The organism is Desulfolutivibrio sp. (assembly GCF_036584575.1).
Classification (GTDB): domain Bacteria; phylum Desulfobacterota; class Desulfovibrionia; order Desulfovibrionales; family Desulfovibrionaceae; genus Desulfolutivibrio.
The window spans coordinates 1-25,941 of record NZ_JAZHDB010000016.1 but is presented as its reverse complement, the minus strand read 5'-3'; the positions used below and the strand labels follow the sequence as shown (position 1 = coordinate 25,941).

General features: G+C 64.6%; 26 protein-coding genes. 15 read left to right on the top strand and 11 right to left on the bottom strand.

Annotated features, from left to right (window positions below; translation table 11 throughout):
* Positions 1–128: 128 nt before the first annotated feature.
* From V3572_RS01345 to V3572_RS01320, 6 genes are all read left to right on the top strand, one after another.
* A complete protein-coding gene (locus V3572_RS01345) occupies positions 129–362 on the top strand; it encodes a hypothetical protein (RefSeq protein ID WP_332109172.1) in 234 nt (77 codons plus the stop codon).
* A 358-nt stretch (positions 363–720) separates the two neighbouring features.
* The gene (locus tag V3572_RS01340; protein ID WP_332109171.1) at positions 721–1,488 is read left to right on the top strand and encodes an ABC transporter ATP-binding protein; all 768 of its coding nucleotides are present in this window, start codon (positions 721–723) and stop codon (positions 1,486–1,488) included.
* A 120-nt stretch (positions 1,489–1,608) separates the two neighbouring features.
* Entirely contained in the window at positions 1,609–2,739 is a 1,131-nt protein-coding gene (locus tag V3572_RS01335) for a branched-chain amino acid ABC transporter substrate-binding protein (RefSeq protein WP_332109170.1), read from the top strand.
* Between the two features lie 150 nt (positions 2,740–2,889).
* The gene (locus V3572_RS01330; protein ID WP_332109169.1) at positions 2,890–3,807 is read left to right on the top strand and encodes a branched-chain amino acid ABC transporter permease; all 918 of its coding nucleotides are present in this window, start codon (positions 2,890–2,892) and stop codon (positions 3,805–3,807) included.
* Positions 3,791–5,014, top strand: coding sequence for a high-affinity branched-chain amino acid ABC transporter permease LivM (livM, locus tag V3572_RS01325; protein WP_332109168.1), 1,224 nt, complete (start codon positions 3,791–3,793; stop codon positions 5,012–5,014). Before V3572_RS01330 ends, livM begins: the two co-directional genes overlap by 17 nt.
* 4 nt (positions 5,015–5,018) lie before the next feature.
* Positions 5,019–5,738, top strand: a complete 720-nt coding sequence (locus tag V3572_RS01320) for an ABC transporter ATP-binding protein (protein ID WP_332109167.1) — start codon at positions 5,019–5,021, stop codon at positions 5,736–5,738.
* 93 nt (positions 5,739–5,831) lie between these two features.
* Here the strand turns inward: V3572_RS01320 and V3572_RS01315 are convergent, their stop codons facing one another.
* The 7 genes from V3572_RS01315 to V3572_RS01285 form a co-directional block, all read right to left on the bottom strand.
* Entirely contained in the window at positions 5,832–7,739 is a 1,908-nt protein-coding gene (locus tag V3572_RS01315) for a GGDEF domain-containing protein (protein WP_332109166.1), read from the bottom strand.
* Between the two features lie 492 nt (positions 7,740–8,231).
* Positions 8,232–9,368, bottom strand: a complete 1,137-nt coding sequence (locus tag V3572_RS01310) for a C39 family peptidase (RefSeq protein ID WP_332109165.1) — start codon at positions 9,366–9,368, stop codon at positions 8,232–8,234.
* Positions 9,369–9,702: 334 nt separating this feature from the next.
* Positions 9,703–10,434, bottom strand: a complete 732-nt coding sequence (locus tag V3572_RS01305) for a ubiquinone/menaquinone biosynthesis methyltransferase (protein ID WP_332109164.1) — start codon at positions 10,432–10,434, stop codon at positions 9,703–9,705.
* 242 nt (positions 10,435–10,676) lie between these two features.
* Positions 10,677–10,874 (bottom strand): hypothetical protein, encoded by a 198-nt coding sequence (locus V3572_RS01300; RefSeq protein ID WP_332109163.1) that lies wholly within the window; start codon positions 10,872–10,874, stop codon positions 10,677–10,679.
* 202 nt (positions 10,875–11,076) lie between these two features.
* Complete coding sequence (locus V3572_RS01295) at positions 11,077–12,261, bottom strand: DUF362 domain-containing protein (RefSeq protein WP_332109162.1); 1,185 nt, start codon at positions 12,259–12,261, stop codon at positions 11,077–11,079.
* Positions 12,258–14,732: a mechanosensitive ion channel domain-containing protein gene (locus tag V3572_RS01290; RefSeq protein ID WP_332109161.1), complete on the bottom strand. Its 2,475-nt coding sequence runs from the start codon at positions 14,730–14,732 to the stop codon at positions 12,258–12,260. Before V3572_RS01290 ends, V3572_RS01295 begins: the two co-directional genes overlap by 4 nt.
* A gap of 131 nt (positions 14,733–14,863) precedes the next feature.
* Positions 14,864–15,682, bottom strand: a complete 819-nt coding sequence (locus V3572_RS01285) for an RNA methyltransferase (RefSeq protein ID WP_332109160.1) — start codon at positions 15,680–15,682, stop codon at positions 14,864–14,866.
* Between the two features lie 142 nt (positions 15,683–15,824).
* Between V3572_RS01285 and V3572_RS01280 the strand changes: the two genes are divergently transcribed.
* From V3572_RS01280 to V3572_RS01265, 4 genes are read left to right on the top strand one after another with little or no spacing between them, the layout of a single operon-like run.
* Positions 15,825–16,349: a shikimate kinase gene (locus tag V3572_RS01280; RefSeq protein ID WP_332109159.1), complete on the top strand. Its 525-nt coding sequence runs from the start codon at positions 15,825–15,827 to the stop codon at positions 16,347–16,349.
* 49 nt (positions 16,350–16,398) lie between these two features.
* Positions 16,399–16,794: a type II toxin-antitoxin system RelE/ParE family toxin gene (locus V3572_RS01275; RefSeq protein ID WP_332109158.1), complete on the top strand. Its 396-nt coding sequence runs from the start codon at positions 16,399–16,401 to the stop codon at positions 16,792–16,794.
* On the top strand, positions 16,778–17,080 hold the full coding sequence (locus V3572_RS01270) for a helix-turn-helix domain-containing protein (RefSeq protein WP_332109157.1): 303 nt from the start codon (positions 16,778–16,780) through the stop codon (positions 17,078–17,080). Before V3572_RS01275 ends, V3572_RS01270 begins: the two co-directional genes overlap by 17 nt.
* A gap of 33 nt (positions 17,081–17,113) precedes the next feature.
* On the top strand, positions 17,114–17,419 hold the full coding sequence (locus tag V3572_RS01265) for a Dabb family protein (protein WP_332109156.1): 306 nt from the start codon (positions 17,114–17,116) through the stop codon (positions 17,417–17,419).
* 181 nt (positions 17,420–17,600) lie between these two features.
* Here V3572_RS01265 and V3572_RS01260 read toward each other — a convergent pair whose 3' ends face one another.
* The 4 genes from V3572_RS01260 to V3572_RS01245 form a co-directional block, all read right to left on the bottom strand.
* The gene (locus tag V3572_RS01260) at positions 17,601–18,947 is read right to left on the bottom strand and encodes an ATP-dependent 6-phosphofructokinase (protein ID WP_332109155.1); all 1,347 of its coding nucleotides are present in this window, start codon (positions 18,945–18,947) and stop codon (positions 17,601–17,603) included.
* Between the two features lie 139 nt (positions 18,948–19,086).
* Complete coding sequence (locus tag V3572_RS01255; protein WP_332109154.1) at positions 19,087–19,434, bottom strand: DHCW motif cupin fold protein; 348 nt, start codon at positions 19,432–19,434, stop codon at positions 19,087–19,089.
* Positions 19,435–19,448: 14 nt separating this feature from the next.
* Positions 19,449–19,892, bottom strand: a complete 444-nt coding sequence (locus V3572_RS01250) for a CGGC domain-containing protein (protein ID WP_332109153.1) — start codon at positions 19,890–19,892, stop codon at positions 19,449–19,451.
* Between the two features lie 74 nt (positions 19,893–19,966).
* A complete protein-coding gene (locus tag V3572_RS01245; protein WP_332109152.1) occupies positions 19,967–20,329 on the bottom strand; it encodes a DUF2917 domain-containing protein in 363 nt (120 codons plus the stop codon).
* A gap of 228 nt (positions 20,330–20,557) precedes the next feature.
* Here V3572_RS01245 and V3572_RS01240 point away from each other — a divergent pair, with 228 nt between their 5' ends.
* The 5 genes from V3572_RS01240 (at position 20,558) to V3572_RS01220 (ending at position 25,831) form a co-directional block, all read left to right on the top strand.
* Complete coding sequence (locus tag V3572_RS01240; RefSeq protein ID WP_332109151.1) at positions 20,558–22,051, top strand: aminotransferase-like domain-containing protein; 1,494 nt, start codon at positions 20,558–20,560, stop codon at positions 22,049–22,051.
* Between the two features lie 111 nt (positions 22,052–22,162).
* On the top strand, positions 22,163–22,504 hold the full coding sequence (locus V3572_RS01235; protein WP_332109150.1) for an STAS domain-containing protein: 342 nt from the start codon (positions 22,163–22,165) through the stop codon (positions 22,502–22,504).
* A gap of 19 nt (positions 22,505–22,523) precedes the next feature.
* A complete protein-coding gene (locus tag V3572_RS01230; RefSeq protein WP_332109149.1) occupies positions 22,524–24,122 on the top strand; it encodes a SpoIIE family protein phosphatase in 1,599 nt (532 codons plus the stop codon).
* A 30-nt stretch (positions 24,123–24,152) separates the two neighbouring features.
* Positions 24,153–25,103: an SAM-dependent methyltransferase gene (locus tag V3572_RS01225; RefSeq protein WP_332109148.1), complete on the top strand. Its 951-nt coding sequence runs from the start codon at positions 24,153–24,155 to the stop codon at positions 25,101–25,103.
* Positions 25,104–25,207: 104 nt separating this feature from the next.
* Entirely contained in the window at positions 25,208–25,831 is a 624-nt protein-coding gene (locus V3572_RS01220; protein WP_332109147.1) for a hypothetical protein, read from the top strand.
* The last annotated feature ends 110 nt before the right edge of the window (positions 25,832–25,941 follow it).

Genomic DNA, 25,941 nt, shown 5'->3' with positions numbered 1-25,941 from the left:
GTTCATCTGACTCTTTATGGAGGAAGGACCGATTCAGTGTGGTCTGGAAGGGCTGGGCTTGACAACCAGGGTTATTTTGAAAAGGATAAGACCTGACCTCATCCCGGGGATGAACAAAGGAGAGAGACATGAAAACATTAGTTCTCGCTTTGGCTCTTTGTCTGAGCCTTGCGGCCGTATCCTGCTCAAACGATGACACCAAACCCGCTGCCGCTCCGGCCGCGACCACCCAGCCCGAAGCCAAGGCCCCGGCTGCCGAACCGGCCAAGGCTCCGGCTGCCGAACCGGCCAAGGCTCCGGCTGCTGCCCCGGGCGCCGCCGCGACTCCGGCCACCCCGGCGACCGGCGAGCAGCCGAAGTAGCCGCCAGGACGGGCCGAGGGCCCAGCCGCCAGAACAGTCGGTAAGGATTCTGTCCCGTTTTGGCCGAACCGCACGCGACTGCCCCGGGTTAGCGCGACACGCGCGGCGAGGTGAGGCGGGATGTTTCGCCTGCGACGCTTGCAGGGCGAAAGCCGTTTCAGGAGCCGGGGCCACATGGATAGTCCACGTGGCTCCGGCCCGTGTCTGAATGCAGGGGGAAGGGTCTTGCCCCCGGCATGGTTTCGCTCCCCATATCATCTCCAACCCGCCACCGTTTCGACATTTTTCGCATTTCCGATTCGTCTGTTGCAAATTAGCGCTTTGATTTTCGCCTGTTTTCGTATACCTATCCGTGTCCATGGCACATTTGTCGCTGCAAGACGTAAGCGTGCATTTCGGGGGCCTGCAGGCCCTGACGGAAGTCAGCTTCGACCTTACCCCGGGAGAGATCCTGAGCCTCATCGGACCCAACGGGGCCGGGAAGACCACTATTTTCAACGCCATCACCGGCGTCTACCGTCTCTCCGGCGGGGCCGTGCTGTACGACGGCGTCCCCCTGGCGGGGCTTCGCCCGCATCGCATCATCGAACGGGGCATCGCCCGAACCTTCCAGAACATCCGTCTGTTTACGGCCATGACCGCCTTGGAGAACGTCATGGTGGCCCGCCACTGTCGTACGAAAAGCACGGTGGTGGGGGCGGTTTTGCGGCTGCCCTCCCAGCGGCGCGAGGAGCGCGCGGTGCGCGAACGGGCCATGGCCGCCCTCCAGTTCGCGGGGCTTGAGGCCTGTGCCGACGTGGCCGCCAAGAACCTGCCCTACGGCCTGCAACGCCGCCTGGAGATCGCCCGGGCGCTGGGGTCGGACCCGAAAACCATCCTGCTCGACGAGCCCGCCGCCGGCCTCAATCCCTCCGAAAGCCGGGAGCTCATGGACACCATTGGCCGTATCGCCGAATCGGGGATAAACGTGCTTCTGGTCGAGCACGACATGAGCGTGGTCATGAATCTGAGCGACCGGGTGGTGGTCCTAGACCACGGCGTGCTCATCTGCCAGGGCCGTCCCGAGGAGGTCCGGCGCGACCCGGCGGTCATCACGGCCTATCTGGGCGCGGAGGCCGCAGTCTGAAGGAATGAGGCCGCCGGGCCTGCTGTGGCCGGGGGCATGTTTGCACAAAAGGGATTCCCTTCGCGGCATGTGTCGCGCAGGGAGGCACGGCGCAACCATCTTTCCCAAGGAGGATCAGGCATGAAAGGATTTTCCCGCATCATCGTGTTGACCCTGGCCCTGTGCCTGGCCATGGGCGCGGCGGCCCAGGCGGCCACGCTGAAAATCGGCAGCCAGAGCCCGCTGACCGGCTCCTACGCCGCCGACGGCAACGACATCGCCAACGGAACCCGCGCGGCCATCGACGCCATCCAGAAGGAAGGCGGCATCCCGGGCTTCGAGAAAATCGAGCTGTTCGCCGAGGACGACGCCTGCGATCCGCGTCAGGCCGTGGCCGCCGCCAACAAGCTCTTAAACGAGAAGGTCGTGGGCGTGGTCGGCTCCTACTGCTCCAGCTCCACCATCCCGGCCTCGGAAGTCCTGGACGAAGGCAAGATCCTGATGCTCACCCCGGCCTCCACCTCCGAGAAGGTCACCGAGCGCGGCCTGCCCTACATGTTCCGCGTCTGCGGTCGTGACGACGACCAGTCCGTGGCGGCCATGAAGTTCATAACCGGCGAGCTCAAGGCCAAGACCGTGTTCATCGTGGACGACAAGACCACCTATTCCCAGGGCCTGGCCGACAACGTGGAAAAGCTGGCCAAGGAAAAGGGCGTCAAGGTCATCGAGCATGACCACGTGAACCAGGGCGACAAGGACTTCTCCGCCGTTTTGACCAAGGTCAAAGACGCCAAGCCCGACGTCTTCTACATGAGCCTGCAAAACTCCTCCTCCGGCGCGCTCATGCTCATCCAGGCCAAGCGCATGGGCATCGACGCGGCCATCATCGGCCAGGACGCCGTGTACCATCCGCAGCTCATGGAGATCGCCAAGGACGCCGCCGAGGGCGTGTATCTGACGTTCGGTTTCATCGACGAAGAGACCCCGGCCTACAAGAAGTTCCAGGCCGCCTACGAGAAGTACGGCAAGCCCGGGGCCTATTCGGCCTACGCCTATGATTCGGCCTATTCCCTGCTGTCGGGCATCAAGGCCGCCGGTTCCACGGACCCGGACAAGATCAAGGCCGCAATCATGAAGATCGACGCCGACGGCGCCTCCAAGCACATCAAGTTCGCGCCAAACGGCGACTCCGGCTCCAACTACATCATCCGTGTCGTCAAGGACGGCCAGTTCAAGAACTACTGGGATCCCCAGACCGGCAAAAAGTACTAGACCGGCGCTCGCGCCGACATGATCCCGGGAGGGGCCGAAGGCCTCTTCCGGGACTCCCAGGGCAGACCGCCCTGGGCCATGCTCGTCGGCGGACGCGGACGGACATGGCCGAGGGCGAGGGGCTCGTTTCAAGGCCACAAGGCGGGACGCATGGATTATTTTCTGCAGCAGATGATCAACGGCCTGACGCTGGGCGGGGTGTACGCCCTGGTGGCCCTGGGCTACACCATGGTCTACGGCATCATCCAGCTCATCAACTTCGCCCACGGCGAGATCTTCGCCGCAGGCGGCTACATGGGCGTCATCTTTTTAAGCTTTTTGACGGCCAACGGGTTCATGGAGTCCCATCCGGGCCTGGGCGTCGGCCTGTCCCTGTTCCTGTCCATGGGCTATTGCGCCATGCTGGCCATGGCCGTGGAAAAGGTGGCCTACAAGCCGCTTCGCCAGTCCTCGCGGCTGTCGGTGCTGCTTTCGGCCCTGGGCATGTCGATTTTCCTGCAAAACGGGCTGATGCTCACCCAGGGCGTCTACGACAAGGCCTATCCCACGGAATTCACCCACGGCGGCTTCGACTTCGGGGCCATCCGCGTAAGCTACATGCAAATCGGCATCCTGGCTGTGACCGCGCTTTTGCTCGTGGCCTTAAACGCCCTGGTGTTTCGGACGCGCATGGGCAAGGCCATGCGGGCCACGGCCCAGGACAAGGTCATGAGCGCCCTGGTGGGCATAAGCGCAAACAGGGTCATCAGCCTCACCTTCGCCATCGGGGCCTGCCTGGCCGCCGCGGCCGGGATCATGGTCGGCCTGTACTACGGCTCGGTGCGCTACGACATGGGCTTCGTGCCGGGCATCAAGGCCTTCGCCGCCGCTGTGTTGGGGGGCATCGGCAACATCACCGGGGCCATGGTCGGAGGCCTGATCATCGGCATGGTGGAGATCATGGCCGCCGCCTATCTGCCCATGGGCGGCCAGTACAAGGACGTCTTCGCCTTCGTCATCCTGATCGCGGTCTTGTATTTCATGCCCACGGGCATCATGGGGGAGAACGTCGATGACACGCGGGTCTAGGGTCTGGATGCTGTTCGCCCTGGCCATGGGTTGGCTGTTTCTCCTTTTATGGCCGCTTCTGGGGATCCATCCCGACGGCTCCCTGACCTTTGCCGAGGCCTTTTCCGTGTGGTGGAAGATCGCCCTGGCGGCCCTGTTCGGTTTCGGGGCGTACCGTCTGTCCCGGCTCGGGGTCTTCGACGCCGTGACCAAGCCCCTGGCCCGGCTGACCCGGGGGGTGGGTCGGGTGTATTCCGCCTCGCCCAAGTGGATGTTCCTGGTTCCCCTTTTGGCCTTCGCCCTGACCTACCCCTTTTTCACCGACCGCTATGCCCAGGACGTGGCCGTCAACGTGCTGGTCTACATCTGTCTGGGCCTGGGGCTTAACGTGGTGGTGGGCCTGTGCGGCCTGCTGGATCTGGGCTACATCGCCTTTTACGGGGTGGGGGCCTACACCTACGCCCTGCTCTCCCTGCACTACGGGTTGTCGTTTTGGTTGTGCCTGCCCATCTGCGCCGCCTTTGCGGCCGTGGCCGGGTGCCTCATCGGCTACCCGACCCTGCGCATGCGCGGGGACTATCTGGCCATCGTCACCCTGGGCTTCGGGGAGATCGTGCGCATCGTCATCAACAACTGGATGACGCTGACCAACGGCCCCAACGGCATCCTGGGCATCCCCCCGCCGAGCCTCATGGTGCCGGTCATCAGCGACGGCGGGCTGGTCCTGGAGACCGTGGTCATGCGCCAGCTTTCGTACCTGTATTACGTCATCCTGGCTTTGGCGGTCTTCACGGTGGTGGCTGTGCGGCGGCTCAACTTTTCGCGCATCGGCCGGGCCTGGGAGGCCATCCGGGAGGACGAGACGGCGGCCGAGCTCATGGGCGTGAACACCTTCCGCTTCAAGCTTTTGGCCTACGCCATGGGCGCGGTGTTCGGCGGGCTGGCCGGGGCCTTTTTCGCGGCCCGGATGCGCTTCGTCAGCCCCGAGAGCTTCACCTTCATCGAGTCGGCCATGGTCCTGGCCATGGTGGTCCTGGGGGGACTGGGGTCCATTCCCGGGGTGATCCTGGGGGCTTTGGCCCTGGTGGCCCTGCCCGAGGTCTTCCGGCAGTTCGAACTGTACCGCATGCTGGTCTTCGGCGGGGTGATGGCGGTCATGATGCTGGTGCGCCCCGAGGGGTTGTGGCCTGCGGCCCGCATGGGCAAACGATCCGACGACGAGGGGTAAGGCCGTGGGCGCGACGATTTTGGAACTTCGGGGGGTATCCGCCCATTACGGCCGCATCCAGTCCCTGCGCCAGGTCAGCCTGCGCGTGGACGAAGGCGAGATCGTCAGCATCATCGGGGCCAACGGCGCGGGCAAGTCCACCACGCTGATGACCATATGCGGCATCGTCAGGGCCACGGAAGGCGACATCCTGTACCAGGGGGCGTCCATCCGCGACGTGGCTTCCGACCGGCTGCCGGGCATGGGCCTGTGCCAGGTACCCGAGGGGCGGCGCATCTTCCCCCGCCTGTCCGTGTCCGAAAACCTGGAGATGGGGGCCTTTTTCCGGCGCGACGCCGGGGGCGTCAAACAGGATATGAATCTGGCCTTCCGGCTTTTCCCGGTGCTCTACGAACGCCGCACCCAGAAGGGCGGCACCCTGTCCGGCGGCGAGCAGCAGATGCTGGCCATCGCCCGGGCGCTCATGAGCCGTCCCAAGATGCTGCTTTTGGACGAGCCGTCGCTTGGCCTGTCGCCGCTTTTCTCCCAGCATATCTTCAAGATCATCAAAGACATCAACGAGCAGCAGGGCACGACCATCCTTTTGGTCGAACAAAACGCCAACATCGCCTTGTCCCTGGCCGACCGGGGCTACGTCCTGGAGACGGGCCGGGTGGTCATGGAAGACGAGGCGTCGTCCCTTCGCGCCAACCCCGAGATCAGAAAGGCCTACCTGGGCGGATAGGACGCATCCCGCGCGGCACGCTCCAGCGGCGGACCACCCTCCATCTCAAAGCCTTGGGACGCGCCGTGGCGCAAGCGGCCCGGGCGCGGCCGATCAGGAGACGTCGCTGACGCGCAGGCAGTTGCGGCCGGACGCTTTGGCCTCGTACAGGCTGGCGTCCGCCGCGTCGATCATGTCCGTGACGGAGGCGAAGCGGGGGCTGTACGCCGCCAGCCCGGCGCTGAGGGTGACGGCGCCGTGCTGGCTGCCCTCATGGGGCAGGTCGGCGGCCTGGGTCGCCGCGATGAGGCGTTGGCCGACCTGTATGGCTGTTTTTTCGTCGGCGTCGTTGAAAATTACGGCGATCTCTTCTCCGCCGTAGCGGTAAACCCGGTCGCAATCCCGGATGTTGGCCGCGATGACATCCGATATCCGGCGCAGGGCCTCGTCTCCTGCCGTGTGTCCATACCTGTCGTTGTAGCTCTTGAAAAAATCGATATCGGCCAGCATCAGGGAAAAAGAGGCCAGGCCGCTTGCGGCCTGGGCAAACACCCGTGGAATATCCCTGTCGAAGGAGCGCCGGTTGTGAATGCCGGTCAGTCCGTCCAGCAGGCTTAAATCCCGCAGCTTGGCGTTGGCGGTTTCGAGCTCCCGGGTCCGGCTTTCCACGATATGCTGCAGGTTCTCATGCACCTCGTTCACCTCCCGGCACATGTCCAGGAAGAGCCCGGCCAGTTGTCCGATTTCGTTTTTCTGCTCCAGGGGAAGCATCCGGGGGGTCTCGATGACCTTCCCGTAGTCTCCCCTGGCCACCAGGGAAACGGCGTTTTGCAGCCGTTGCAGGGGAAGTTTGACCTGCCCGCGAATGATGAGGTGCACGGCGACATAATAGAGCACAAAGAGCGAAAAACCCAAAAAGAGCACGATCTGCGACGTCTTGTGGGCTTCCCGGGCGATGATCGCCTTGGGCAGCACCATGACGAACCACCACTCCGGGCCGGTCAGCGGCGCGACGAAGAGATAGTTGCCGCCCCCGGCGTCCTCGATGATGGCGACATCCTGGGTGGATAACTCGGCGTGGGCCGTGATTTCCTGATGCATGCGGGTGAGGCCGGGATCGCCGATCTTTTCCAGCGAGAGTTGTCCCTTGAGCTTGAGTTCGTTGCGCAAATCCCCCGGATGCGCGATCAGGTAGCCGTTTTTGCTGAGGATGAGGTTGTAGGCGCCCTCGGGATGGCCGGAGTCGAGGCGGTTCATGATCGATTCCAGGCTGACGTCGAGACTGGGATTGATCAGATGGCGTTCCTGGTAATCCACGGGCATCTCGAAGGTGATGGTCCATTTGCCGACGGTCTCGTCGAAGTACAGCCCGGTCCAGACGGGTTTGCGATCCGGGTTTTCGGATTGCAGGGTGGCCTTGATGGTCCCCAGCTCGTTCATGGGCAGGTCAGGCCTGGCCCGCAGGCCCCAGGGGTCGTCGGGCGAAAAAATCACCAGGGCGTTTTCCGGGTAGGTGACATGCAGGATGCCGGTGGGGAGCCAGGCCGGTCCGTAGCGATTGACCAGGATGTAGGAGAGCAGCAGCCTTCGTTTGAATTCCCGCGACGCCACGGATTGGTTGTTGCCGATGAAGCTGGTGACGCCCCATGTCCGGCCCAGGCGCGGATCAAACCCGACATCGAAGAATTCCTTTTTCATGCGCGTCGCGCCGTCCTTGTCCACCTCGTACATATTCCAGAACTCGTCATCGGAAAATTCGATGTCGGACAGGTAAAGCTTCAGGAATTCGTCGCGAAAAAATTCCAGATGGGCATAGGCGTCAAGAAACGTCCGATTCTCCTGCTGTCTTCTCTCGAGCATATACTGCCGCAGATAGGAGAAGGTCTTCTCACTGCTCATGTTGTAGACGAGAAAATAGCAGATGATGGTGGCGCTGCCCACGATGATCGTTCCCAGGAAAAGGACTTTCATGAGGATCTGTCGGCTGAGACGCCGGGAGGCTGGCGCTGTGGACCTGCTCATGCGGGACGACTCCTTTGCGGCGGGGCGAGGATATCCTGGGGGACCGCAACGGCTGCAACGTGACAGACCCGGGGATGTGGCGCCGCATGCCAAAAGGACGCGGAATGTGTCGCCAGGTCGGAGCATGGCCGCCTGAGTTCAGTCCCTTTTTTCTTGGCCGCAGACTGCCTTGGATGGCCCGAAGCTGCGGTCGCGACAGTAGCAGAATCCGCTCCAAATCTCTAGACGGTTATTTGACATATTGGGGAAAACCAGGATGGAAAGGAGGCTCGGGCGACGGCCGGACAGCCAAGGACTAAGGGTGCGCCGGGACAAGGCGTCGGTGCTTCGCGCCAACCCCGAGATCAAAAGGGCCTATCTGGGCGGCTGACCCCGGGCGCTCTCCGGAGGTTTCCGTCCGGAACGGCCGGGCCGCGTTGTGGCCCGGCTGGGGGGCGTTTCCCCGGGGCGATCCGGCCCGGCGCGCCGTCTGTTCCGGCAGGCCCTGCCGTCCTATTCCTCGTTCAAAAGCAGCAACTCCCAGGGTTGGGCCTGCGAAGCGGTCGCGACCGGGGCCAGATTGACGATGCTGACGCCCCACATCGTCATTCCGGAATAACTGCCCCCCCAGGGCATGGTGTGCGTGGTGTAATCCCAGGTATCGTGGATGTAGATCGTGTTGGTGGCGTCGTCGTAGCCCACTCCAGCCATGGTATGCCCCGTGACGTTGATCATGACCGGCCGTCCGGCGTCAATCTCGGCCTTGTACTGGGCGAACGAGAATCCTTCTGCGATGGCGTTGTCGGTCTTCTGGTTGTAGCAGTCGGTGACCGTGTATCCCCTGGCCTCGTAAAAAAGCTTCCGCCCATAGGTGCCGTCAAGGGTGTCGATGCTACCGGATTCCATGTCGGCACAGGTCAGAGGAGTCGCGGAACTGGTCCAGCTGTAGAATGTTGTCGAACCGTCGCTGTTGTCGTAGTAGGACTGGCTGGTCTTCATGTAGTCGCCGATGGCGTCGCTCCAAGCGTGTTGGGTCCAGCCCCCCGAGATGTACGGGTCCGAGTCCTCGCTTCCGTATTTGATCCAGTAGTCGTCGATGGAGCCCTTGGTTGTGCGGCCGTCCACCCCGTTGTGCGATGCGGCCAGGGGCAGGTTGGGATAGGTGGACGTGCCGTCCGACCAGGTGCCCCAGACGCTATTGTTAAGCGGCATGACGCCGCCGTCCGTGGGACCGGTGTACATGTTCGGGAAGCCGTTTCGGTCGTAATATGCGGCGATCATCGCCCCTGATACCGACGAGCACCCGAAGACCCAGTTGAAGGCCGGGGCGGTCAGGATCTTGATCGTGGTCTTGGCGGCGGCCTTGGCCAGGTCCACGGGGACGCGCTCGGCCTCGTAGCCGGGCGGCGGTGTCGGCGGGCCGCTGATGATCATCTCGGAGATGGGGGCTTCCCCGGGGATCGAAAGCCTGCGCAGGGTGTAGTACTTCCCGGATTCGACCGATTCCACGGTCGCCTGGGCACGGCCGGGCGCGGCGTCCTGGGCCATGGCGGCGTATGGTCCGCATACCAGGACGGCGAGGCACAGGATCAGGGGGAAGCGCGCTTTCGAAAGGAACTTATTGAACTGGCGGGCCTGCTGTAAGTCCATGGTGCATGTCCTTTGCGTATGGAGAATGAGGCGACAGTCGTGTGTCGATGAGCTATGTGGCGTCGTAAAGCCAATCCTTTGAAGCCTAAGGCATGCTTCTAAAAACAGAATAGTCGTTTCAAAGCCGTCATGCAATGGTTTTGATGCGGCCAGGGCGCGGCAAAGACAGCCTCAGGCTCGCCGGGATGATCACGGACGCCGAAAGAAGAGAGCGTTTTCGGGATTCAACCGTCAGTTGGCAAGTTTTCCTGTATGCGTCAGCTTCAACTGTTGCGGGAGGCGGCAAGGCGCGGGAAAAACGCGGTGCGGCGCCTATCCCGTCGTACCCGTGGCGTTACGGCCTTACGGCGGTATGGAGGAACACGATGCCCGAGGCCAGGGGGGTGTAGGTGACGGAGACGAATCCGGCCTGGGTCAGCTCCTCCGCCAGGGCCTGTTCGTCGGGAAAGGCCCGGATGGTGTCGGCCAGATAGCGGTAGGCGGCGTCGCCGGACACCAGCCGTCCGAAGCCGGGCAGGATGCGGGTCAGGTAGAAATTGTAAGCCCCGCCCCAGATGCGGCGTTTGCCCGTGCCGAATTCCAGGATGCAAAACCGTGCCCCGGGCCTCAGCACCCGCAGCATCTCGGCATAGGCCGCCTGCCGGGGCCGGATGTTTCGGATGCCGAACGCGATGGTGGCCGCGTCCATGCTGGCGTCATGCAGGGGCAGGGCTAGGCCGTCGGCCTGCACCGGGAAAAGGCGCGACGCGGCTGTCGGGGAGATCTTTCCCTGGCCGCGCTGCAGCATGGGCAGGGTGAAATCGGCGGCCACGACATGCGCCCGGGGGTGGCGGCGGGCAATCTCCAGGGTCACGTCCATGGTCCCGGCGGCCAGATCCAGGACGTACCCGGCATGGTCCGGGGCCAGCCCGATGCCCGCCGCCAGCCTGCGCCGCCACAGGACATCCAGCCCGAGACTCAGGGCGTGGTTCAAAAAATCGTAAAACCGCGCGATGCGGCCGAACATGCCGGCCACGCGGCGGCCGTGCTCGGCGTCGTCGGGCGGGACTGGGGCGGGGTGGGTCATATGCCTCCGGCGGCCAGGGGGGAAACTTTTTGTAAAAAGTTTCCCCCCTGGACCCCTCTTCAAAAACTTTTCACGCGCTTCGCGTCCTTTTGCCGTACCGGCGGGATCATCTTCCCCGCATCCCCTGTCTTTCCGGGCGCCGCCGTCCGGGCTTCGCCCGGGCGGCGGCGCCCGGAGTCAGGGGGTCCGGGGGAAATGATTTCCCCCGGTGGGGGCTTTGTCCTCTCCTCCCCGTCTCCGCTCTACGGCGTCTCGCCGTCGGGTTCGGCCGTGTCGTCGGCGGTCACGGCCGGGGCCTGTCCGCCGATGGTGCGCAGCACCTCGCGGTAGATGGGGCCGAAGTGTTCAGCGAAGTTGCCGGGCGAGATGCGTCCGGTCTCCACGAATTTGACCACGATTTCCTTGGTGATCTGCAGGGCCTGAAGGGTCGTCTTGTCCACCTGGACCTCCGGAAAAGATAAAACCCGCCCGGCTGGGGAAATGGCCTTGGACCACCCAAGGATCATCACCGGGCGGGAAAAGGGAAATACCCGGCAAGGCATCCCCCGTTTTTTGTCCGCGCCACGCCTTTGACTCCGGAGATCGGAAGCGGTCTTTTCGGAGAAACGGCGACCCTGCCCCTGGGCTGGCCGCCGTTTGGCGTCACTTCTTGATGTCGTGCGATGCCTTAGCATGGGGCGCATGTGACGTCGAGGACCGCTCCGTAAGCGGAATCAGTTCGTAGGCGCGACGTCCCAATCCCACGGCCTCGCCATGCACGAAGGTGATTTCGCCCTTGGTTTCGGGCCAGCACCCGGCGAACTTGTTTTCGCCGGGGCAGGTACAGGCGGTGAGCATGGCCCCGGGATTGGCGGTCTGGGCGTTGACCAGGTCGAAGCAGGCCGCGTCCAGGGCCACGGGATCGGTGGAGGCCAGAAAGCCGATGTCGGGCACCAGGGGGGCGTCGCTCCAGGGCACGCAGTCGCAGTCCGGGGTGACGTTGGTGAGGATGTTGATGAACCCCACCCGATTGCGTTTGTTTTTGATGGCCCCGTAGGCGTATTCCACCATGCGCTCCATGAATTCCGAAAGATCGGTGCGGAAATCCAGGCCCACGGCCTTGTCCTGGCACACGGTGAGGCATTCGCCGCAGCCGATGCATTTTTCCGGGTCGATATGGGCTTTTTTTTCGGCCATGGCCACGGCCTTCTGGGGACAGACCTTGAAGCAGGCGGCGCAGCCCACGCATTTTTTCTCGTCCACCCGGAAGCGCACGCAGTGCTGCTCCTGCTTGCCCACGCGCGGGGCGCAGCCCATGGCCAGGTTTTTCACGGCGCCGCCGAACCCGGCCATCTCGTGGCCTTTGAAATGGGAGATGACCAGCATGCTCTGGGCGGCCACGATGTCGCCCGCGATCTTGACCGTCTGGAAATGTTTGCGGTGGATGGGCACCTCGGCCACGTTGGTGCTGGACAGGCCGTCGGCGATGAGGATGGGCGCGGCCGTGACCTCGAAGCCGAAACCGTGCTCCAGGGCTGTGAGCAGGTGGTCCGCGCCGTTGTGGCGGGAGCCGGAATACAGGGTGTTGGTGTCGGTCAGGAACGGGCGGCCGCCGCGCTCGGCGATCTTGTCCACCACGGCCCGGACCAGGGTGGGGCTTGTGTGGGTGTCGCAGCCGCGCTCCCCGAAATGCAGTTTGACGGCGGTTAAGTCGCCGGGCTTGACGCATGAGGCGAACCCGGCGGCGTCAAAGAGCTTTTTGATTTTCATGGTGCGGTTTTCCCGGGGGGTGCGGGCCCGCAGGTCGGCGAAAAAGACCTTGGATTTTTTTGTCGTCGCATCGCTCATGGCGTGTTTCTCCCTGGGGTGTCGGAGGCCGTGGCGGGGGCCCCTGGCGCGGGGTCCGGTTCGGGCCGGGCGTTCCTGCGGCTGGTGTTCCAGGCCTGGCGGGCCGCGTCAAGGGCCTTGTCCAGGCCCGGGGCCGTGCGCAGATGCACATCGGTCTGGGGAAAGGAGATCTCCACGCCGTGTTGCCGGAAGAGGTCGTCGATGGCCTCGCGCACGCCGGAGACGATGGTCAGGCCGTCCTGGGGTTCGTTGATCCAGACCCGCAGCCGGAATTCCAGGGCGCTTGGCCCGAAGTCGGTGAAGACCACGGACGGGGCCGGTTCCGTGAGCACCCGGGGGCTTTGTGCGGCGGCCGCAAGCAGCAGCCGCTGGACGAGTTCGCGCTCCGAGCCGTAGGCCACCCCCACGGCGATCTCCCGGCGCACGGTGGGATCCTTGTGGCTTAAGTTGGTCAGTCGGCCGGTGATCAGTTCGGAATTGGGCACGAACACCGTGGCGTTGTCCATTGTCGCAACGACGGTGTTGCGGATGTTCACCCGGCGCACCACGACCATGTCGCTGCCCAGGATGAGCACGTCGCCGGGTTCCACGGCGCGGCCGAAAAGCAGGATCAACCCGCTTATGAAGTTGCTGACGATGTTTTGCAGCCCGAACCCGATGCCCACGCTCAATCCCCCGGCCACCACCGCCAGCCCCGTGGGCGAGAAGCCCACCAGAAGCAGGGCGCACAGGGTGAACCCGGCCCACCACAGGTAACCGACGATGGTGGCCAGGGTGCTGGCGGCCACGCCGCGCTTTTTCGACCGGTGCGAGGGCGAGGAGGGATGCAGGAGAAACGACCGGGAGGCGGCAATGGCCATCCGGGTCAGGTAGAAGGCCAGGATCACGGCCAGGATGTTTTGGGCGCTTAACGTCACATAGTCGAGGTGGATTTCCTGGGCAAGGAGGGCGGCGAAGATGTCGCGGGCCTCGAACTGGGTGGAGGCGAAAACCAGGCAGAAAAAAAACACCGTCAAAAACACCAGCGGCAATCCCAGCCCGGAAAGAACCGCCCGGACCAGGATGTGCTTGTTTCCTTTGCCCAGCCGGTCGCGCAGGCGTTCGAGCAGAAGCCCGATGGCCACGGACATCCGCACGGACAGGACCGCATAAAAAAGCACCGATGTGCCCAGGATGGCCGCCCGGGTGTATCCGGCCAGGGTGCACAGGGCCAGAATGGGCAGAAGGAACACGCAGCAGGCGGCAATGGCCGCATCCAGGCGGGTCTCGGCCGTGCGGCCATGATGCCTGACCAAAGAGGCGGCGACGCACAGGGCCAGGGCGAAGAGCGGCGTGGCCAGGGGGTCGGGGATGCCGGGCACCTGGAGCATAAGCCCCAGACAGAAAAGTCCCCACAGGGGCCAGCGGGTGAAGGTGCGCGGCGACGAGAGGGGGCCGGCGGACGCAAGCGTCAGGCCCCGGGAGGCCAGAACCAGGGCGGCCGTGAAAAACACCTCCCCCATGGCGGACATCTCGGAGTACAGGACGAATCCGAGCCGTGAGGCGAGAAAGGCCACGGCCAGGCCGGAGCACAGGCAGGCCAGGGCCCGGCTGAACTGGTGGACGGCGTCCGCATGGGCGGTGAGCGCCGGAAACCGGCGCCGCAAACGGCGCAGAACCATCCATGGCGCCACGGCGATGGCCAAAGCCGTCGCCAGGGTCACCAACCAGTCTGTGGCGCCCCGGGCCTGGCTGGAGACGGAGAAGGCCAAGAGCGTCGACTTGACCCAGCCGCGTAACATCTGGGACATGGTTTCCGGATCGGTGAGATCGGAAATCCAGGGATCCTGGGCGAAATAGTAGGGCCGCCAGGCGGCGTTGAGCTCGTTCGCCAGGGAGGTTTTCCAGGCATCCACCGTTTCCAAAAAATCCCTGGCCGGGCTCAGGGTACTCTCGATGTCCGTGCGCAGATCGTCCAGGCGCACGCGCAGCGAAATCAAATCGCCCAGGATCAGGCGAAGCTGCACATCGGCCTCGGGGCTCAACCCGTCGCTTAGGCTCTGGGTGATGCGGGCTTCCACCTTGTTCAGATAGTTCAACTCATGCGCGATGTCGGCCTCATAGGCGTCCGGGCTGCCAAGAAGGGATCGGGCCTTGCGGCCCAGGTCGTCCACGCCCTCCATGACGTCGCGCAGATCCCATGGATTGTCGGCCATCCAGGCCCATAGGGTCAGTTCCTCGCGGGTGCGCTTGAGGGCCGCCACGGATTCCTCGATCTCCTCCCGCTTGGCTTCAAGTTCCTTCCGGCTTTGGGCGATGACCCGGCTCGATTCCCTGATATCCTGCCGGGCTTGTTGCATGAGCAGGCGCTGGTCCGCCGGGGGCTCTTCGGCCGGGGACGGGGCGGCTGGGAAAACAAGGCACAGGGCGGCCAGGAGGGCCAGGAGGGCCAGGAGGGCCAGGAGTCCGGGGCGCGTTTGAAGTGTGGACATGGGCATGTGATGACCGTCCGGCTTTGAAGAAGGGTTGTGTTCCGTATACGGGCCGAGGCCGGGAAGGTCCATTGGCGAAACGGACAAGCGGCCCTTGTATCGCCTCGCCGGGAAAGATTGTTTCCGGTTCGTCAGGAGTCCCTGTTGGGGGATCGGCGTTCGCGGTCGCCGCACGCGGGGCCGGGGGCCGCGCTGGTTCGCCCCGTGGCCCACAGGATCTGGCGGCATACCCCCATGAGCATGTTGAATTCGGCCCGGGTGGGGCGCACCCGTTCGGCGAAGCGGCGCATGGGTAAAAGGAAATAGTCGGGGTTGTCGTCCTTGAGAAAGTCGATGGCCGAAAGGGCCTTTCCCAGAACCGAAAACAGGGCCTCGCGTTCGGAGTGGGTGATCTCCCGGCCGACGTTGGCCGCCCCGGGGGGCGTGACGGCGGCCGGGGGACCGCCGGGACGGGCATGATCCCGGGCCGTGGTGAGACATTCGTACAACAGGATCAGCACGGCCTGGGCCAGATTCAAGGAAGTGGCCCCGTCGGTTGTGGGGATGGTCACCAGGCGGCCGCACAACCGGGTTTCCTGGTTGGCGAGCCCGGCGTCCTCGGGGCCGAAGACCAGGGCCGTGGCCTCGCCCAGGGCCAGGGCCGGGACGATCTCGGCCGCGGCCGCGCGTGGGGTGACGAAGCCCTTGCGCCAGCCGCCGATGCGGGCGGTGGCGCCGTAGACCCGGGAAAAGGGGGCCAGGGCCGTTTCCAGGTCCGGGCAGCGCACGGCCCCGGCCAGCACCTCCCGGCCCTTGGCCGTGGCCAGGGCCTCGGCCCGGCCCGGGTCGTCGTCGCGGGGGGCCACCAGGATGAGCCGGGAAACGCCCATGTTGGCGCAGGCCCGGGCGGTTGCGCCCACGTTTTCCGCAAATTTGGGCCGGAAAAGGACCACGGCCAGATTGTCGAGCATGTGCGCGTCTCCCTGCGCCGCCGAGCGCGGCCTGGCGATCCTGTAGCATTCCTGCCCGCGATTTGCACCCCGCCCCGGCCGGGGCTTCCCATTCGGCCCGGGGCGCGGTATGCCCTGCCATCCCGCAACTGGAGGCACACACATGGCCGTGACCACGCCGCACAACATCTATCTGGTCGGTCCCCGGGCCTCGGGCAAGACCAGCCTGGGCAGGCTTTTGGCGGAGCGACTGGAGCGGCCGTTTCTGGACCTGGACGAGGTGTTTCGCGAGCTCCGGGGGGAGACCATCGCCGCCCTGGTGGAGCGCGAGGGCTGGGAACGGTTCCGGGAGATCGAGCGGGACATCCTGGCCGAGACGGCCAAGACCCCGGGCCGGGTGGTGGCCACGGGGGGCGGCGCGGTGCTTTTGCCGGAGAATCGGAAGGTGCTGGCCCGGGGGGTGGCGGTCTACCTCCAGGCCGACCCAGAGCGGCTGGCCGAGCGCCTTCTGGCCGATTTCAAGCCCGACCAGCGGCCGAGCCTCACGGGCCTGGAGCTGGCCGAGGAGATCAAGGCCACCCTGGCCGAACGCGAGCCCCTGTACCTGGCGGCGGCCCATGTCAGCCTGCCCGAGGCCCCCCTGGAGGAGCTTGTCGAACGGGTCGTGCAGGCCCTGTCCATGCTGTGATCCGCTGGGGATTTCTTGACAACTTGCTTACTAGGTGAGACAGTTTGTAATGCGTGTCTTTGCACATCGGTCCTTTCATCGTTTCGCCCGGGACGAGGACATTGATGACGCGGCGTTATGGAAGGCGGCACGTGAATTCGCGGCCGGGCAGGTCGAGGCCGACCTGGGCAGGGGGCTCTTCAAGAAACGGGTTGCCAGACGTGGGCAGGGGAAACGCGGCGGGTATCGGCTGATCGTCGCCTACAAACGGACCCGCTCGGATCGAATTTTCTTTGTTGATGCCTTCGCCAAGAACGAAAAGGGAAACCTGACGCCCCGGGAAGCGGAGGCCCTGGCCGGGGTTTGCGAATGTTACCTCTCGGCGGATGACGGGGTGCTCATGCGACTCGTGCGCGATAAAAAACTTTACGAAATCAGGCGGGTGGACAATGAGCAGGCATCTTGAGCGAGCCCTGGAAATGGCCAGGGACATCCATGAGGCGGGGGGGATGTCGCCCATCACCTTGCGGCAGATCGAATCCCTGTGTCTGCCTCCCCGGCGGGAGTTCCATTCCGCCGACGTCAAACGGATCAGGGAATCGGCGCACTTGAGCCAGGCGGTGCTCGCCGCCCTCTTGAACGTCGGCCTGTCCACGGTGCAACAGTGGGAAATGGGCCGGAAAAAACCAAGCGGGCCTTCCGCCAAGCTCCTCGATCTCTTGGAACGCAAGGGCATGGACTGCCTTGTGTGACCCCATCCACCCGAACCGGAAGAGGAACCGACCATGCTCGTACACATCGTCATGTGGAAGCTCAAGGAACATACCGAACAGGGCACGCGGGCCGAAAACGCCGCGAAAATGAAGGAAATCCTCGAGGCCCTGCCCGCCGTCATCCCCCAGGTCAAGCGCCTGCACGTGGGCACGGACATCCTGGAGTCCGCCCCCGAGACCCACGCCATCCTTTATTCCGAATTCGACAACGCCGACGACCTCAAAACCTACGCCGGGCATCCCCGCCATCAGGACTGCGTGGCCTTCATCAAGGCCGTGGCCGAGGAGCGCCGGGTGGTGGACTATTTCCTCGAATAACGCCTGATCCGCACGGCTGACGCCGACCGCGACCCGGCTGGCGCCTGCGGGGCGCGGTGCGGGAAGATCGAAATCCGGGATCGGAAAAGCGGTCCCGGACGCCGGGCTCGTGTTGCGTTCGGGAATTTCCGTTTATGATTTTTATTCACAAAAAACAGAAATGTTTTTTGTAAGCGCCACACTAGCCGTCCTTTTTCAGGCACAGGGTGGCCTCATCCCCGGGCAGGGGGGTCACCCCATGCTGCCCGGTGGATTCCAGCACGGCCCGCCAGTAGTCGGAATGCACGTTGAGCTTTTTGCGTTTGCGGGTGACCAGGTCGAAGGGCAGGTGGACGTAGCGGCCGAACAGCTTGCTGACCACCATGCCGGTCTTCCCGGCCATGGCCGCATGCACGGCGTGCTGCCCCAGGAAGCCGCAATAGACCCGGTCGTTGGCGTTGGCCGGAACCGAGCGGATGATGTAGCTGGGGTCGATGTATTTGAGCGTCAGGGGCAGGTTTTTGGACTTGAAAGAGGCTTCGATCTCGCTGGTCAGGAGGCTGGCCACGTCGCCCAGGACCGGGTTGCCCGAGGCGTCCTTTCTGCCTGAGGCGGCCAGGAGATGCTGCCCCGCGCCCTCGGCGGCCACGATGACCGCATGGCGGCGGCGGGCCAGGCGTTTTTCCAGAGACGGAAGAAGCCCGTGGTCGCCGTGCAGCGTGAAGGGATATTCCGGCACCAGCACGTAGTTGACCTCTTTTAAGGCCAGGGTGGCCTGGGCGGCGATGAACCCCGACTCGCGGCCCATGACCTTGACCAGCCCCACGCCGTTTAAGACCCCCAGGGCCTCGGTGTGGGCGCAGCGAATGGCCTCGGTGGCCTTTTCCACGGCGGTGTCGAAGCCAAAGGACTTGGTGACGAAACTGATGTCGTTGTCGATGGTCTTGGGCACGCCGATGACCGATATCTTCCCCCGCCTGGCCGTGATCTCCTCCTGAATCTTGCGGGCCGCCCGCATGGTGCCGTCCCCGCCGATGATGAACAGCATGCTCACGTTGAACCGCTCCAAGGCGTCCACGATATCGGCCGGTTCCTGCGGCCCCCGGCTGGACCCGAGCATGGTGCCGCCGAACTGGTGGATGTCCGAGACGTTTTCCGGGGTCAGTTCCATGAGGGAGTGGCCGAAGGAGGGGATAAAGCCCTGGAGCCCGTAGCGGATGCCCAACGTGGCGGCGATGTCGTAGTTGTGATGGGCCTCCATGACGATGGCCCGGATGACGTCATTGATGCCCGGGCACAGGCCGCCGCAGGTGACGATGGCGGCCTTGGCCTTGGAGGAGTCGAAATAGAGTTTGCCCCGGGGCCCGGCGACCTCGAATTCGGCGAAACACGGCGTGGTGATCTCGTCGAGATCCTCGCCTGTGAGTTCGATCCTGGTCCGGGTCGTATCGTCCATGAACCGGCAATAGGGGAGCGGCGAGGGGATCTTGGCCTTCCCGAGAACCGGGATGCTGGCGTCGATGGCCGGGAAGGGGCAGGCGTCGGTCATGAGGGCCTCCGGAAGCGCGACAGAAGGTTTTTCGATTTCGCGTCTTCCGGTTACCAGCAAACCGCTGCGCGGGCAAGGCGGGCCGGTTCCCATGGGGTGACGGTCTGGAGGCGGCGGAGCCTGCGCCGGGCGACACTCCTTAATCGACGATGAACAGTTTCGCCCCGGTCGGGGTCGCCGATTGGTGCGCCTCGGCGTTGTCGGCCACCTGGTAGCTCATGCCGGGCGTGAGGGTGAAACGTCGGCCATCTTCAAGCGTGGTGTGCAATTCGCCTTCCAGGCACAGCAGGATGTGCCCCTTGCGACACCAGTGGTCGGCCAGATAACCCGGTGAATAGGAAACCATGCGCACCCGGATGGGGTTTTCGGCCGGGCCGAAGGTCCGGGTGCGCCAGAGCGCCGTGCCGGTCGTACCCGCGTGTTCCGTCGTTTCGACGCCTGCCCACTCGGTGACGCCAAAGGGGATGTCGCCCATGTTCATCGGCATGCTCCTTGCCTGGATTAGTCGTACAGGGCCATGGTCTGGCGGTCTTCCGCGAAAAGGCGCCCGGCAAGGTCGGCCATCCCCATGTCCTTCCAAAACGGGAGAGAGGCGTGGGTCATCTGGTATTTCAAGGGGATGGGGTGCGTGCCGACGACAACCGGGATACGGAAGGCGCCCTCGATGTAGTCCTTGAACTGCCGGATGTACGGACAGGGGGGATAGCCGACGACCAAGCCCGTGGCGAGATGGATCACCGACACCCCGTTCTTGATCATCTCCAGGGGCGCATATTCCACGTTTCCCCCCGGACAGCCGCCGCAAGAGGCATATCCGACCAGGGTCAACTCCTCCTCTTCGGGGTACTGCGCAAATCCGCCGACCCGTTCCTTCATGGAACGCAGGCATTTTCCCCCGGCGCACGAACTGTAGCGCCCGCAGATGAGAATTCCGATGTGAGCCATGGGAGCCCTCCTTGTGTGATGGTGCGCCAAAGGCCACTGGGCATGAACTGCCGACAGCCCCGGCACAGGCGGTTTCAGGCCCAGCGCAGCCGCACCCGGGCCGTCCCCTTGACGGCGTTGACCACGATCCGGCCGCCGTCGGCCAGGACCAGGCGTTGCCCCGGGGCCAGGGCGAAGTCCCGGGCCACGTCCTCGGCCGTGACCCAGGCCCGGCCCGACAGGCACTCCACCCGGCAGTATCCGGCCCCGGTCACGGCCAGGGGTTTGCCGTCGTCCAGGGTGGCGGTCAGGGACTTGCGGGCGGAAAACAGGTTGGCCAGGGCCCGTTTGCGCCGCCGGACCCATTCGGCGTCGGCCAGCCGACGCGCCAGCACGTCCAGGAGTCCCAGGTTTTTTCCGGCCAAGAGCACGTCTTCGTGGGCGCGGTTTGCAAACATGATCCTTCCCTCCGGGTTGGGGTTTCCTGCGGCCGAACGCATCTGCGCCACGGCGTCACGTCTTGGCTTAGACCAGAAAAACTGTTATCAGGACAGATACAGTTTTACGAAAAAATGGGCATAACAGCCCGCCGGGTGTCGGGATCACTGCGGGTTTGAGGGAATGAAATCCTGTCAGGCGTCGCCTGCCGCGTACGGCGGGAGACGCGCCGCCAAGGGGGGTCGGAGATGGAGAATGCCGCCGCACGGGCCGGAACGTTTCGCTATGTGGCCGTGGAAAAGCACATCCTGGCCCGCATCGAGTCCGGGGAGCTTGGGCCGGGGGAGAAGATCCCCTCCCTGCGGGCGCTGGGGACCAGGCTGGGCGTCAGCGTCTCCACCATCGGCCAGGCCTATCTGGAACTGGAGCGCCAGGGGGTGATCGAGGCCAGGCCCAAGTCCGGCTATTTCGTGCGGGAGCGGGGCCAACGGCTGCCGCGTCCCTGCCGCAAGGTTGGCGTCTCGGACGAGCCGCGCGAGGTCAGCCGCAACACGCTCATCCGCCAGGTCTTGGACACCATGGGCCGCGACGACATGTTGCCCTTCGGCGTGGCCAAGACCGGTGAGGAGCTTTTGCCCGCCAAGACCCTGGCCAGGATCATGACCCAGGTCGTGCGCGACGACCCCGAGGCCTGCCTGCGCTACGAGACCGTGGCTGGGAATGAGCGTTTGCGCCGCCAGATCGCCTTTCGCTGCCTGGATGCCGGGGCCGAGGTGGGGGCCTCCGAGGTGATGATCACCTCCGGGGCTCTGGAGGCGCTTTTCATCGCCGTGCGGGCCGTGACCCGGGCCGGAGACAATGTGGTCATCGCCTCGCCGTCCTACTACTGCTTTCTGCAGATCCTCGAATACCTGGGGCTTCGGGCCATCGAGGCCCCGTCGTGCCCGGAGTGCGGGGTGAACCCGGCGGATCTGGCCGGGATCTTGCGCAAGTTCGACGTCAAGGCCTGCATCTTCACCCCCAATTTCAACAATCCCGACGGCGCGCTCATGCCCGAGGCGGCCAAGCGGGAGATCGTGGCCATGCTGGCGGCCCGGGACATCCCGCTCATCGAGGACGACGTGTACGGCGAGATGCACTACGGCCCCACGCGTCCGCCCATCATGAAAAGCTTCGACGAAAAGGGGCTGGTTCTGACCTGTTCCTCCTTTTCCAAGACCTTGTCCGCCGGATACCGGGTGGGCTGGATCATCCCCGGCCGGTTCTACGACCGGGCCTTTGACTTCAAGGGCACCACCAACGTGTGTTCGGCCACCCCCACCCAGATGGCCGTGGCCGAATACCTGCGTCTGGGCGGCTTCGACCGCCACCTGCGCCGCCTGCAGCAGGCCTTGGAGAAACAGATGCGCACCATGCGCGCCCTGGTGGGGAGCCATTTTCCGCCCGGAACCAAGGCCACCAACCCGCGTGGCGGCTCGGTCATGTGGATCGAGCTTCCCGGCGGCGTGGACGGCGGCGAGTTTTATTTCCGGGCCAAGGAGGCGGGCATCGGCGTGGCCCCGGGCGGCATTTTCTCCACCCAGGACAAGTTCAACACCTGCATCCGGTTAAGCTACGGCAGCCCCCTGACCGAGCCCTACCAGGACGGGGTGCGCCGCCTGGGGGAACTGGCCGCGGCCATGGCGGCCGAGGCCGCTGGCGATCCGCCGCGCCGGGCGCGGTACGTCGCAGGCCATGCCTGAGGCGGCGATTGCCCGTTGCCCAGGGACAACAAAGAGGGTAGTGGTAGGATACATCCGTAAACGGCGTCGGCCGGGGCGTCTGTCCGCCGCGTTGCAGGAAGGGGAGTCGCCATGGAAGGTTTCGAGGTTCGGCGTGAAGGTGAGCGCGTGGTCATGGTGCTTGGCGGCGAAATCGTCATGGACATGATCCAGGAATACAAGGTGCGCATGGAACACCTCCTCTCCGCCGACGGTTGCCACGAAGTGGTGGCCGACCTCTCGGGCGTGACCTTCATGGACAGTTCCGGGATCGGGTTTCTCATCGGACTGCGGCGTCGGGCCGAGTCTGCGGGGCGGCGCTTCCGACTGCAAAATCCCAGCCCCCAGATAAAAAAGCTTTTGAATATGCTACGGCTAAGCGACTTTTTCGCCATGGGGCAAAACCGGGAAGACGGGAGCGACCGGTCGGCATGACCTCTTTTTGGACTCCCACATGCGCATCCTGATCGTCGACGACTCCGAGGCCTACCGCTTTTTTTTACGCGACATGCTGGAACGTTTCGCCCCAAAGCCGGGGGTGAGGACGATCCTGGAGGCCGGGGACGGGGAAACGGCCCTGGCGGTTCTGGCCCGGGAACTCACCTGGGTCGGGCCATTCTCCCGTTGCGGCGTCGATCTGGTGATCATGGATCTCATCATGCCGGGCATGGGCGGCATCGCGACCCTGGCCCGGATCAAGGCCGACCCCGCCTTTCGGGACATCCCCGTGATCATGATCACCGTCAGCGACGACGAGGAATGCCTGGAACGGGCCTTTGCCGCCGGAGCCCTGGATTACGTCAAAAAACAGGGCCGCATGGCCGAGATGGCCGCGCGGGTGGAGGCGGCGCTTCGCCTCAAACGGGAGACCGACGAGCGCAAGGCCCGGGAACGCGAACTGCGCGCCGAAAAGGAATTCACCGCCGCCATCTTGGAGCACTCCGGCGACGGCATCGCCGTGGCCGCGCCCAGCGGGGAATTCGTCTTTTGCAGCCCGGGCATGGAGCGAATCTTCGGCTATCCTGCCGGGGCCTTCGCCACCCTGGACGATTTCGCCCGGGTGGTCTTCCCGGAAACCACCCTGGCCCAGGACGTGCGGGACAATTTTCCCGGCGGCGTCCTGGCCGGGCATGTCTGGCACGCCATCTATCCCTGCCTGGACAAAAACCGGCTGCATCGGTTTTGCCAGATCCATTTTTCCTCCATGCCCGGCGGCAACCTGGTCTTAAACATCCAGGACGTCACCTTTCTGGAAAAGCAGAAGCGCGAACTGCTCAAAAAACAAAGCCGCCACCAGCAGGATCTGGACGCCGCCGCCGAGATCCAGCAGAGCCTTTTGCCAAGGCGCGTCTCGGCCAACCGGACCTTTCGCTTCGCCTGGGAGTTTCGGCCCTGCGAGACCATCGGCGGCGACATCTTCAACGTTTTTCCCCTGGGGCAGGACCATGTGGGCCTGTACATGCTCGACGTGTCCGGACACGGCGTGGCCTCGTCCCTGGTGGCCCTGTCGGTCTACAACTTCATGCACTACCAGCGCAGCACGCTCATCGACCGTGTTGCGGGCGGCATCTCCGTGGCCCCGCCCAAGGACGTGCTCACGCGCCTGGACTGGGAGTTTCCCTACATCAAGTTCTCCAGGTTTTTCACCATCGCCTACATGGTCTTAAACGTGCGCACGGGGCTTCTGACCTACGCCAACGCCGGGCATCCTGCGCCCGTGCTGCTTTTCCCGGACGGCCGCCTGCACACCCTGGACGACCGGGGCACCATCATCGGCCTGGAGGGCTTCGCCCCCTTCGAGGAAACCACCCGCACCCTGGCCCCGGGCGAGAAGGTGCTTTTGTATAGCGACGGTCTGGTGGATTTCCAGAACGAGGCCGGGGAGTATTTCGGGGAAGGGCGGTTTTTCGACATCGTGCGGCCCGCCGCCGACCGGCCCGTGACCGAGATCGTGGCCGCCATGGGCCGGGGGCTGGACCATTTCGGAGGCGAGGCCCGGCCCCGCGACGACATCAGCCTCCTTGGCCTGGAATACCTGGGGCCTGAGGCCTAGCCCGCCGCCAACCTCCTTCCCATGCAGACCATGAACTTCACCGTCTATCAGGCCCCCCACGGGCTTCTGCCCGACCTGACCCGCGAGCTCGGGGCCGTACGCGAGATCACGGCCGTGCGCGCCCCCCTGGTCGTGGCCGCCGGGCCGCCATATCCCGCCGCCTTTGCGGCCAACATCTGGCTCGAACCGGCCTTTTCGCCCATGGCCTCCATTTCGGATGCGGCCAAGACCTTAAAGGCCGTGCAGCGCAACTGGGCCTGCGTGCCCGTGGGGCATTTCCGGCGCGCGGCCCTGGTGGTCGCCAAGCTCCCCAAGGTCTCGGCCAGGCCCCTGATCTTCGGCGAGCCCCTGCCGACCTCTCCCCTGGGGGCGTTCACCCTGTGGGACGAGGGAACCCTGCTCTTTTCTCCGAAAACCTCCGAGCCCGTGCCCGACGGCGACTACCGGTTCGACGAGGACAAGGAAGGTCCGCCCAACCGGGCCTATCTCAAGCTGTGGGAGATCCTGACCCGCCTGGGGATCATGCCCGGCCCGGATGACGTCTGCCTGGACCTGGGGGGCAGTCCCGGCGGCTGGACCTGGGTGCTGGCCGGTCTCGGGGCCCGGGTCGCCTGCGTGGACAAGGCTCCGCTGGACCCGCGCGTGGCGGCCATGCCCGGGGTGTCGTACCTTCCGGGCAGCGCCTTTGCCGTGGATGCGGCCGACCATCCCGGCCTGTCCTGGCTTTTTTGGGACGTGATCTGCTATCCGGCCCGGCTGGTGACCTTTCTCACGCGGCTCGTGGCCCGGCCCGACTGCCCGCGCCTGGTGTGTACGGTCAAGTTCCAGGGCGAGACGGATTTTTCCGCCATCGCGGCGCTTGCGGCCATTCCCGGCGGCAGGCTTCTGCACCTGTCCCACAACAAGCACGAACTGACCTTCGTGCGCCTGCGTCCGGGAGAAGGGCGCGACTGGGCGATAGCCGCGCCGGACCCGGACTAACGCGGCTTTGCTTCCGGGCCGATTGCGGCTATCATCGAACCCTCTTGCCTGACGCGAGAAAAGCCCACCATGCCGGGTCGCCCCGGACATCAGAGGAGGATGCCGTGCCCCTTATGTCGGCAAGCGGAAGCTTCACCCGCTATAAAATCGTCGGAGACGTCCCGGACGCCGTGCTCCGGGAGCCCGTGGACATCCTCAAACACCACGCCTTCCAGGACATCGACGCCACGGCCGAAGAGCGGTCTTTCGGCTGGGTGTCCTTTGAAGACATGCTGGACAACCGTTTCGCCTCGGCCCCGCCCCAAAAGGCCCACTATCTGCTTTTCGCCCTGCGTCTGGACACCCGGCGCATCTCGCCCGCCGTGTTCAAGAAGCATCTGCGCGTGGCCCTGGACGCCGAGCGGCAGGCCGGAAAGGAAGACGGACGCAATTTCGTGACCAAGGACCGCAAGACCGAACTCGCCGAGCAGGTCCGGCTGCGGCTCATGGCCCGCAGCCTGCCCATCCCGGCCGTGTTCGATGTGGTGTGGAACGTGGACAGCCACGACGTGTACCTCAATTCCACCAATTCCAAGGTGCAGGAGTTGTTCGAGGATCTGTTCACCCTGACCTTCGAGCTGCACCTGGAGCGCATGACCCCGTCCTTTTTGGCGGCGCGCATCCTGGGCGAGGCCCGGACCAAGGAACTCGAGGACATCGAACCCAGCCCCTTTGCGGCTGGCGCATAGGACGAAAAGCGGCCTCCGGCGGCCAGGGGGGAAACTTTTTTGCAAAAAAGTTTCCTGGCCTGGCATTCGTGGCGCTTTTCACCGAGCCGGACAAGGACAGCGAGCACTGC

Coding starts and splice junctions, on each gene's coding strand:
- V3572_RS01345 (WP_332109172.1), top strand. CDS start 129: ATGAAAACATTAGTTCTCGCTTTGGCTCTTTGTCTGAGCCTTGCGGCC.
- V3572_RS01340 (WP_332109171.1), top strand. CDS start 721: ATGGCACATTTGTCGCTGCAAGACGTAAGCGTGCATTTCGGGGGCCTG.
- V3572_RS01335 (WP_332109170.1), top strand. CDS start 1,609: ATGAAAGGATTTTCCCGCATCATCGTGTTGACCCTGGCCCTGTGCCTG.
- V3572_RS01330 (WP_332109169.1), top strand. CDS start 2,890: ATGGATTATTTTCTGCAGCAGATGATCAACGGCCTGACGCTGGGCGGG.
- livM (WP_332109168.1), top strand. CDS start 3,791: ATGACACGCGGGTCTAGGGTCTGGATGCTGTTCGCCCTGGCCATGGGT.
- V3572_RS01315 (WP_332109166.1), bottom strand. CDS start 7,739: ATGAGCAGGTCCACAGCGCCAGCCTCCCGGCGTCTCAGCCGACAGATC.
- V3572_RS01310 (WP_332109165.1), bottom strand. CDS start 9,368: ATGGACTTACAGCAGGCCCGCCAGTTCAATAAGTTCCTTTCGAAAGCG.
- V3572_RS01305 (WP_332109164.1), bottom strand. CDS start 10,434: ATGACCCACCCCGCCCCAGTCCCGCCCGACGACGCCGAGCACGGCCGC.
- V3572_RS01295 (WP_332109162.1), bottom strand. CDS start 12,261: ATGAGCGATGCGACGACAAAAAAATCCAAGGTCTTTTTCGCCGACCTG.
- V3572_RS01290 (WP_332109161.1), bottom strand. CDS start 14,732: ATGTCCACACTTCAAACGCGCCCCGGACTCCTGGCCCTCCTGGCCCTC.
- V3572_RS01285 (WP_332109160.1), bottom strand. CDS start 15,682: ATGCTCGACAATCTGGCCGTGGTCCTTTTCCGGCCCAAATTTGCGGAA.
- V3572_RS01280 (WP_332109159.1), top strand. CDS start 15,825: ATGGCCGTGACCACGCCGCACAACATCTATCTGGTCGGTCCCCGGGCC.
- V3572_RS01275 (WP_332109158.1), top strand. CDS start 16,399: ATGCGTGTCTTTGCACATCGGTCCTTTCATCGTTTCGCCCGGGACGAG.
- V3572_RS01270 (WP_332109157.1), top strand. CDS start 16,778: ATGAGCAGGCATCTTGAGCGAGCCCTGGAAATGGCCAGGGACATCCAT.
- V3572_RS01265 (WP_332109156.1), top strand. CDS start 17,114: ATGCTCGTACACATCGTCATGTGGAAGCTCAAGGAACATACCGAACAG.
- V3572_RS01260 (WP_332109155.1), bottom strand. CDS start 18,947: ATGACCGACGCCTGCCCCTTCCCGGCCATCGACGCCAGCATCCCGGTT.
- V3572_RS01255 (WP_332109154.1), bottom strand. CDS start 19,434: ATGCCGATGAACATGGGCGACATCCCCTTTGGCGTCACCGAGTGGGCA.
- V3572_RS01250 (WP_332109153.1), bottom strand. CDS start 19,892: ATGGCTCACATCGGAATTCTCATCTGCGGGCGCTACAGTTCGTGCGCC.
- V3572_RS01245 (WP_332109152.1), bottom strand. CDS start 20,329: ATGTTTGCAAACCGCGCCCACGAAGACGTGCTCTTGGCCGGAAAAAAC.
- V3572_RS01240 (WP_332109151.1), top strand. CDS start 20,558: ATGGAGAATGCCGCCGCACGGGCCGGAACGTTTCGCTATGTGGCCGTG.
- V3572_RS01235 (WP_332109150.1), top strand. CDS start 22,163: ATGGAAGGTTTCGAGGTTCGGCGTGAAGGTGAGCGCGTGGTCATGGTG.
- V3572_RS01230 (WP_332109149.1), top strand. CDS start 22,524: ATGCGCATCCTGATCGTCGACGACTCCGAGGCCTACCGCTTTTTTTTA.
- V3572_RS01225 (WP_332109148.1), top strand. CDS start 24,153: ATGAACTTCACCGTCTATCAGGCCCCCCACGGGCTTCTGCCCGACCTG.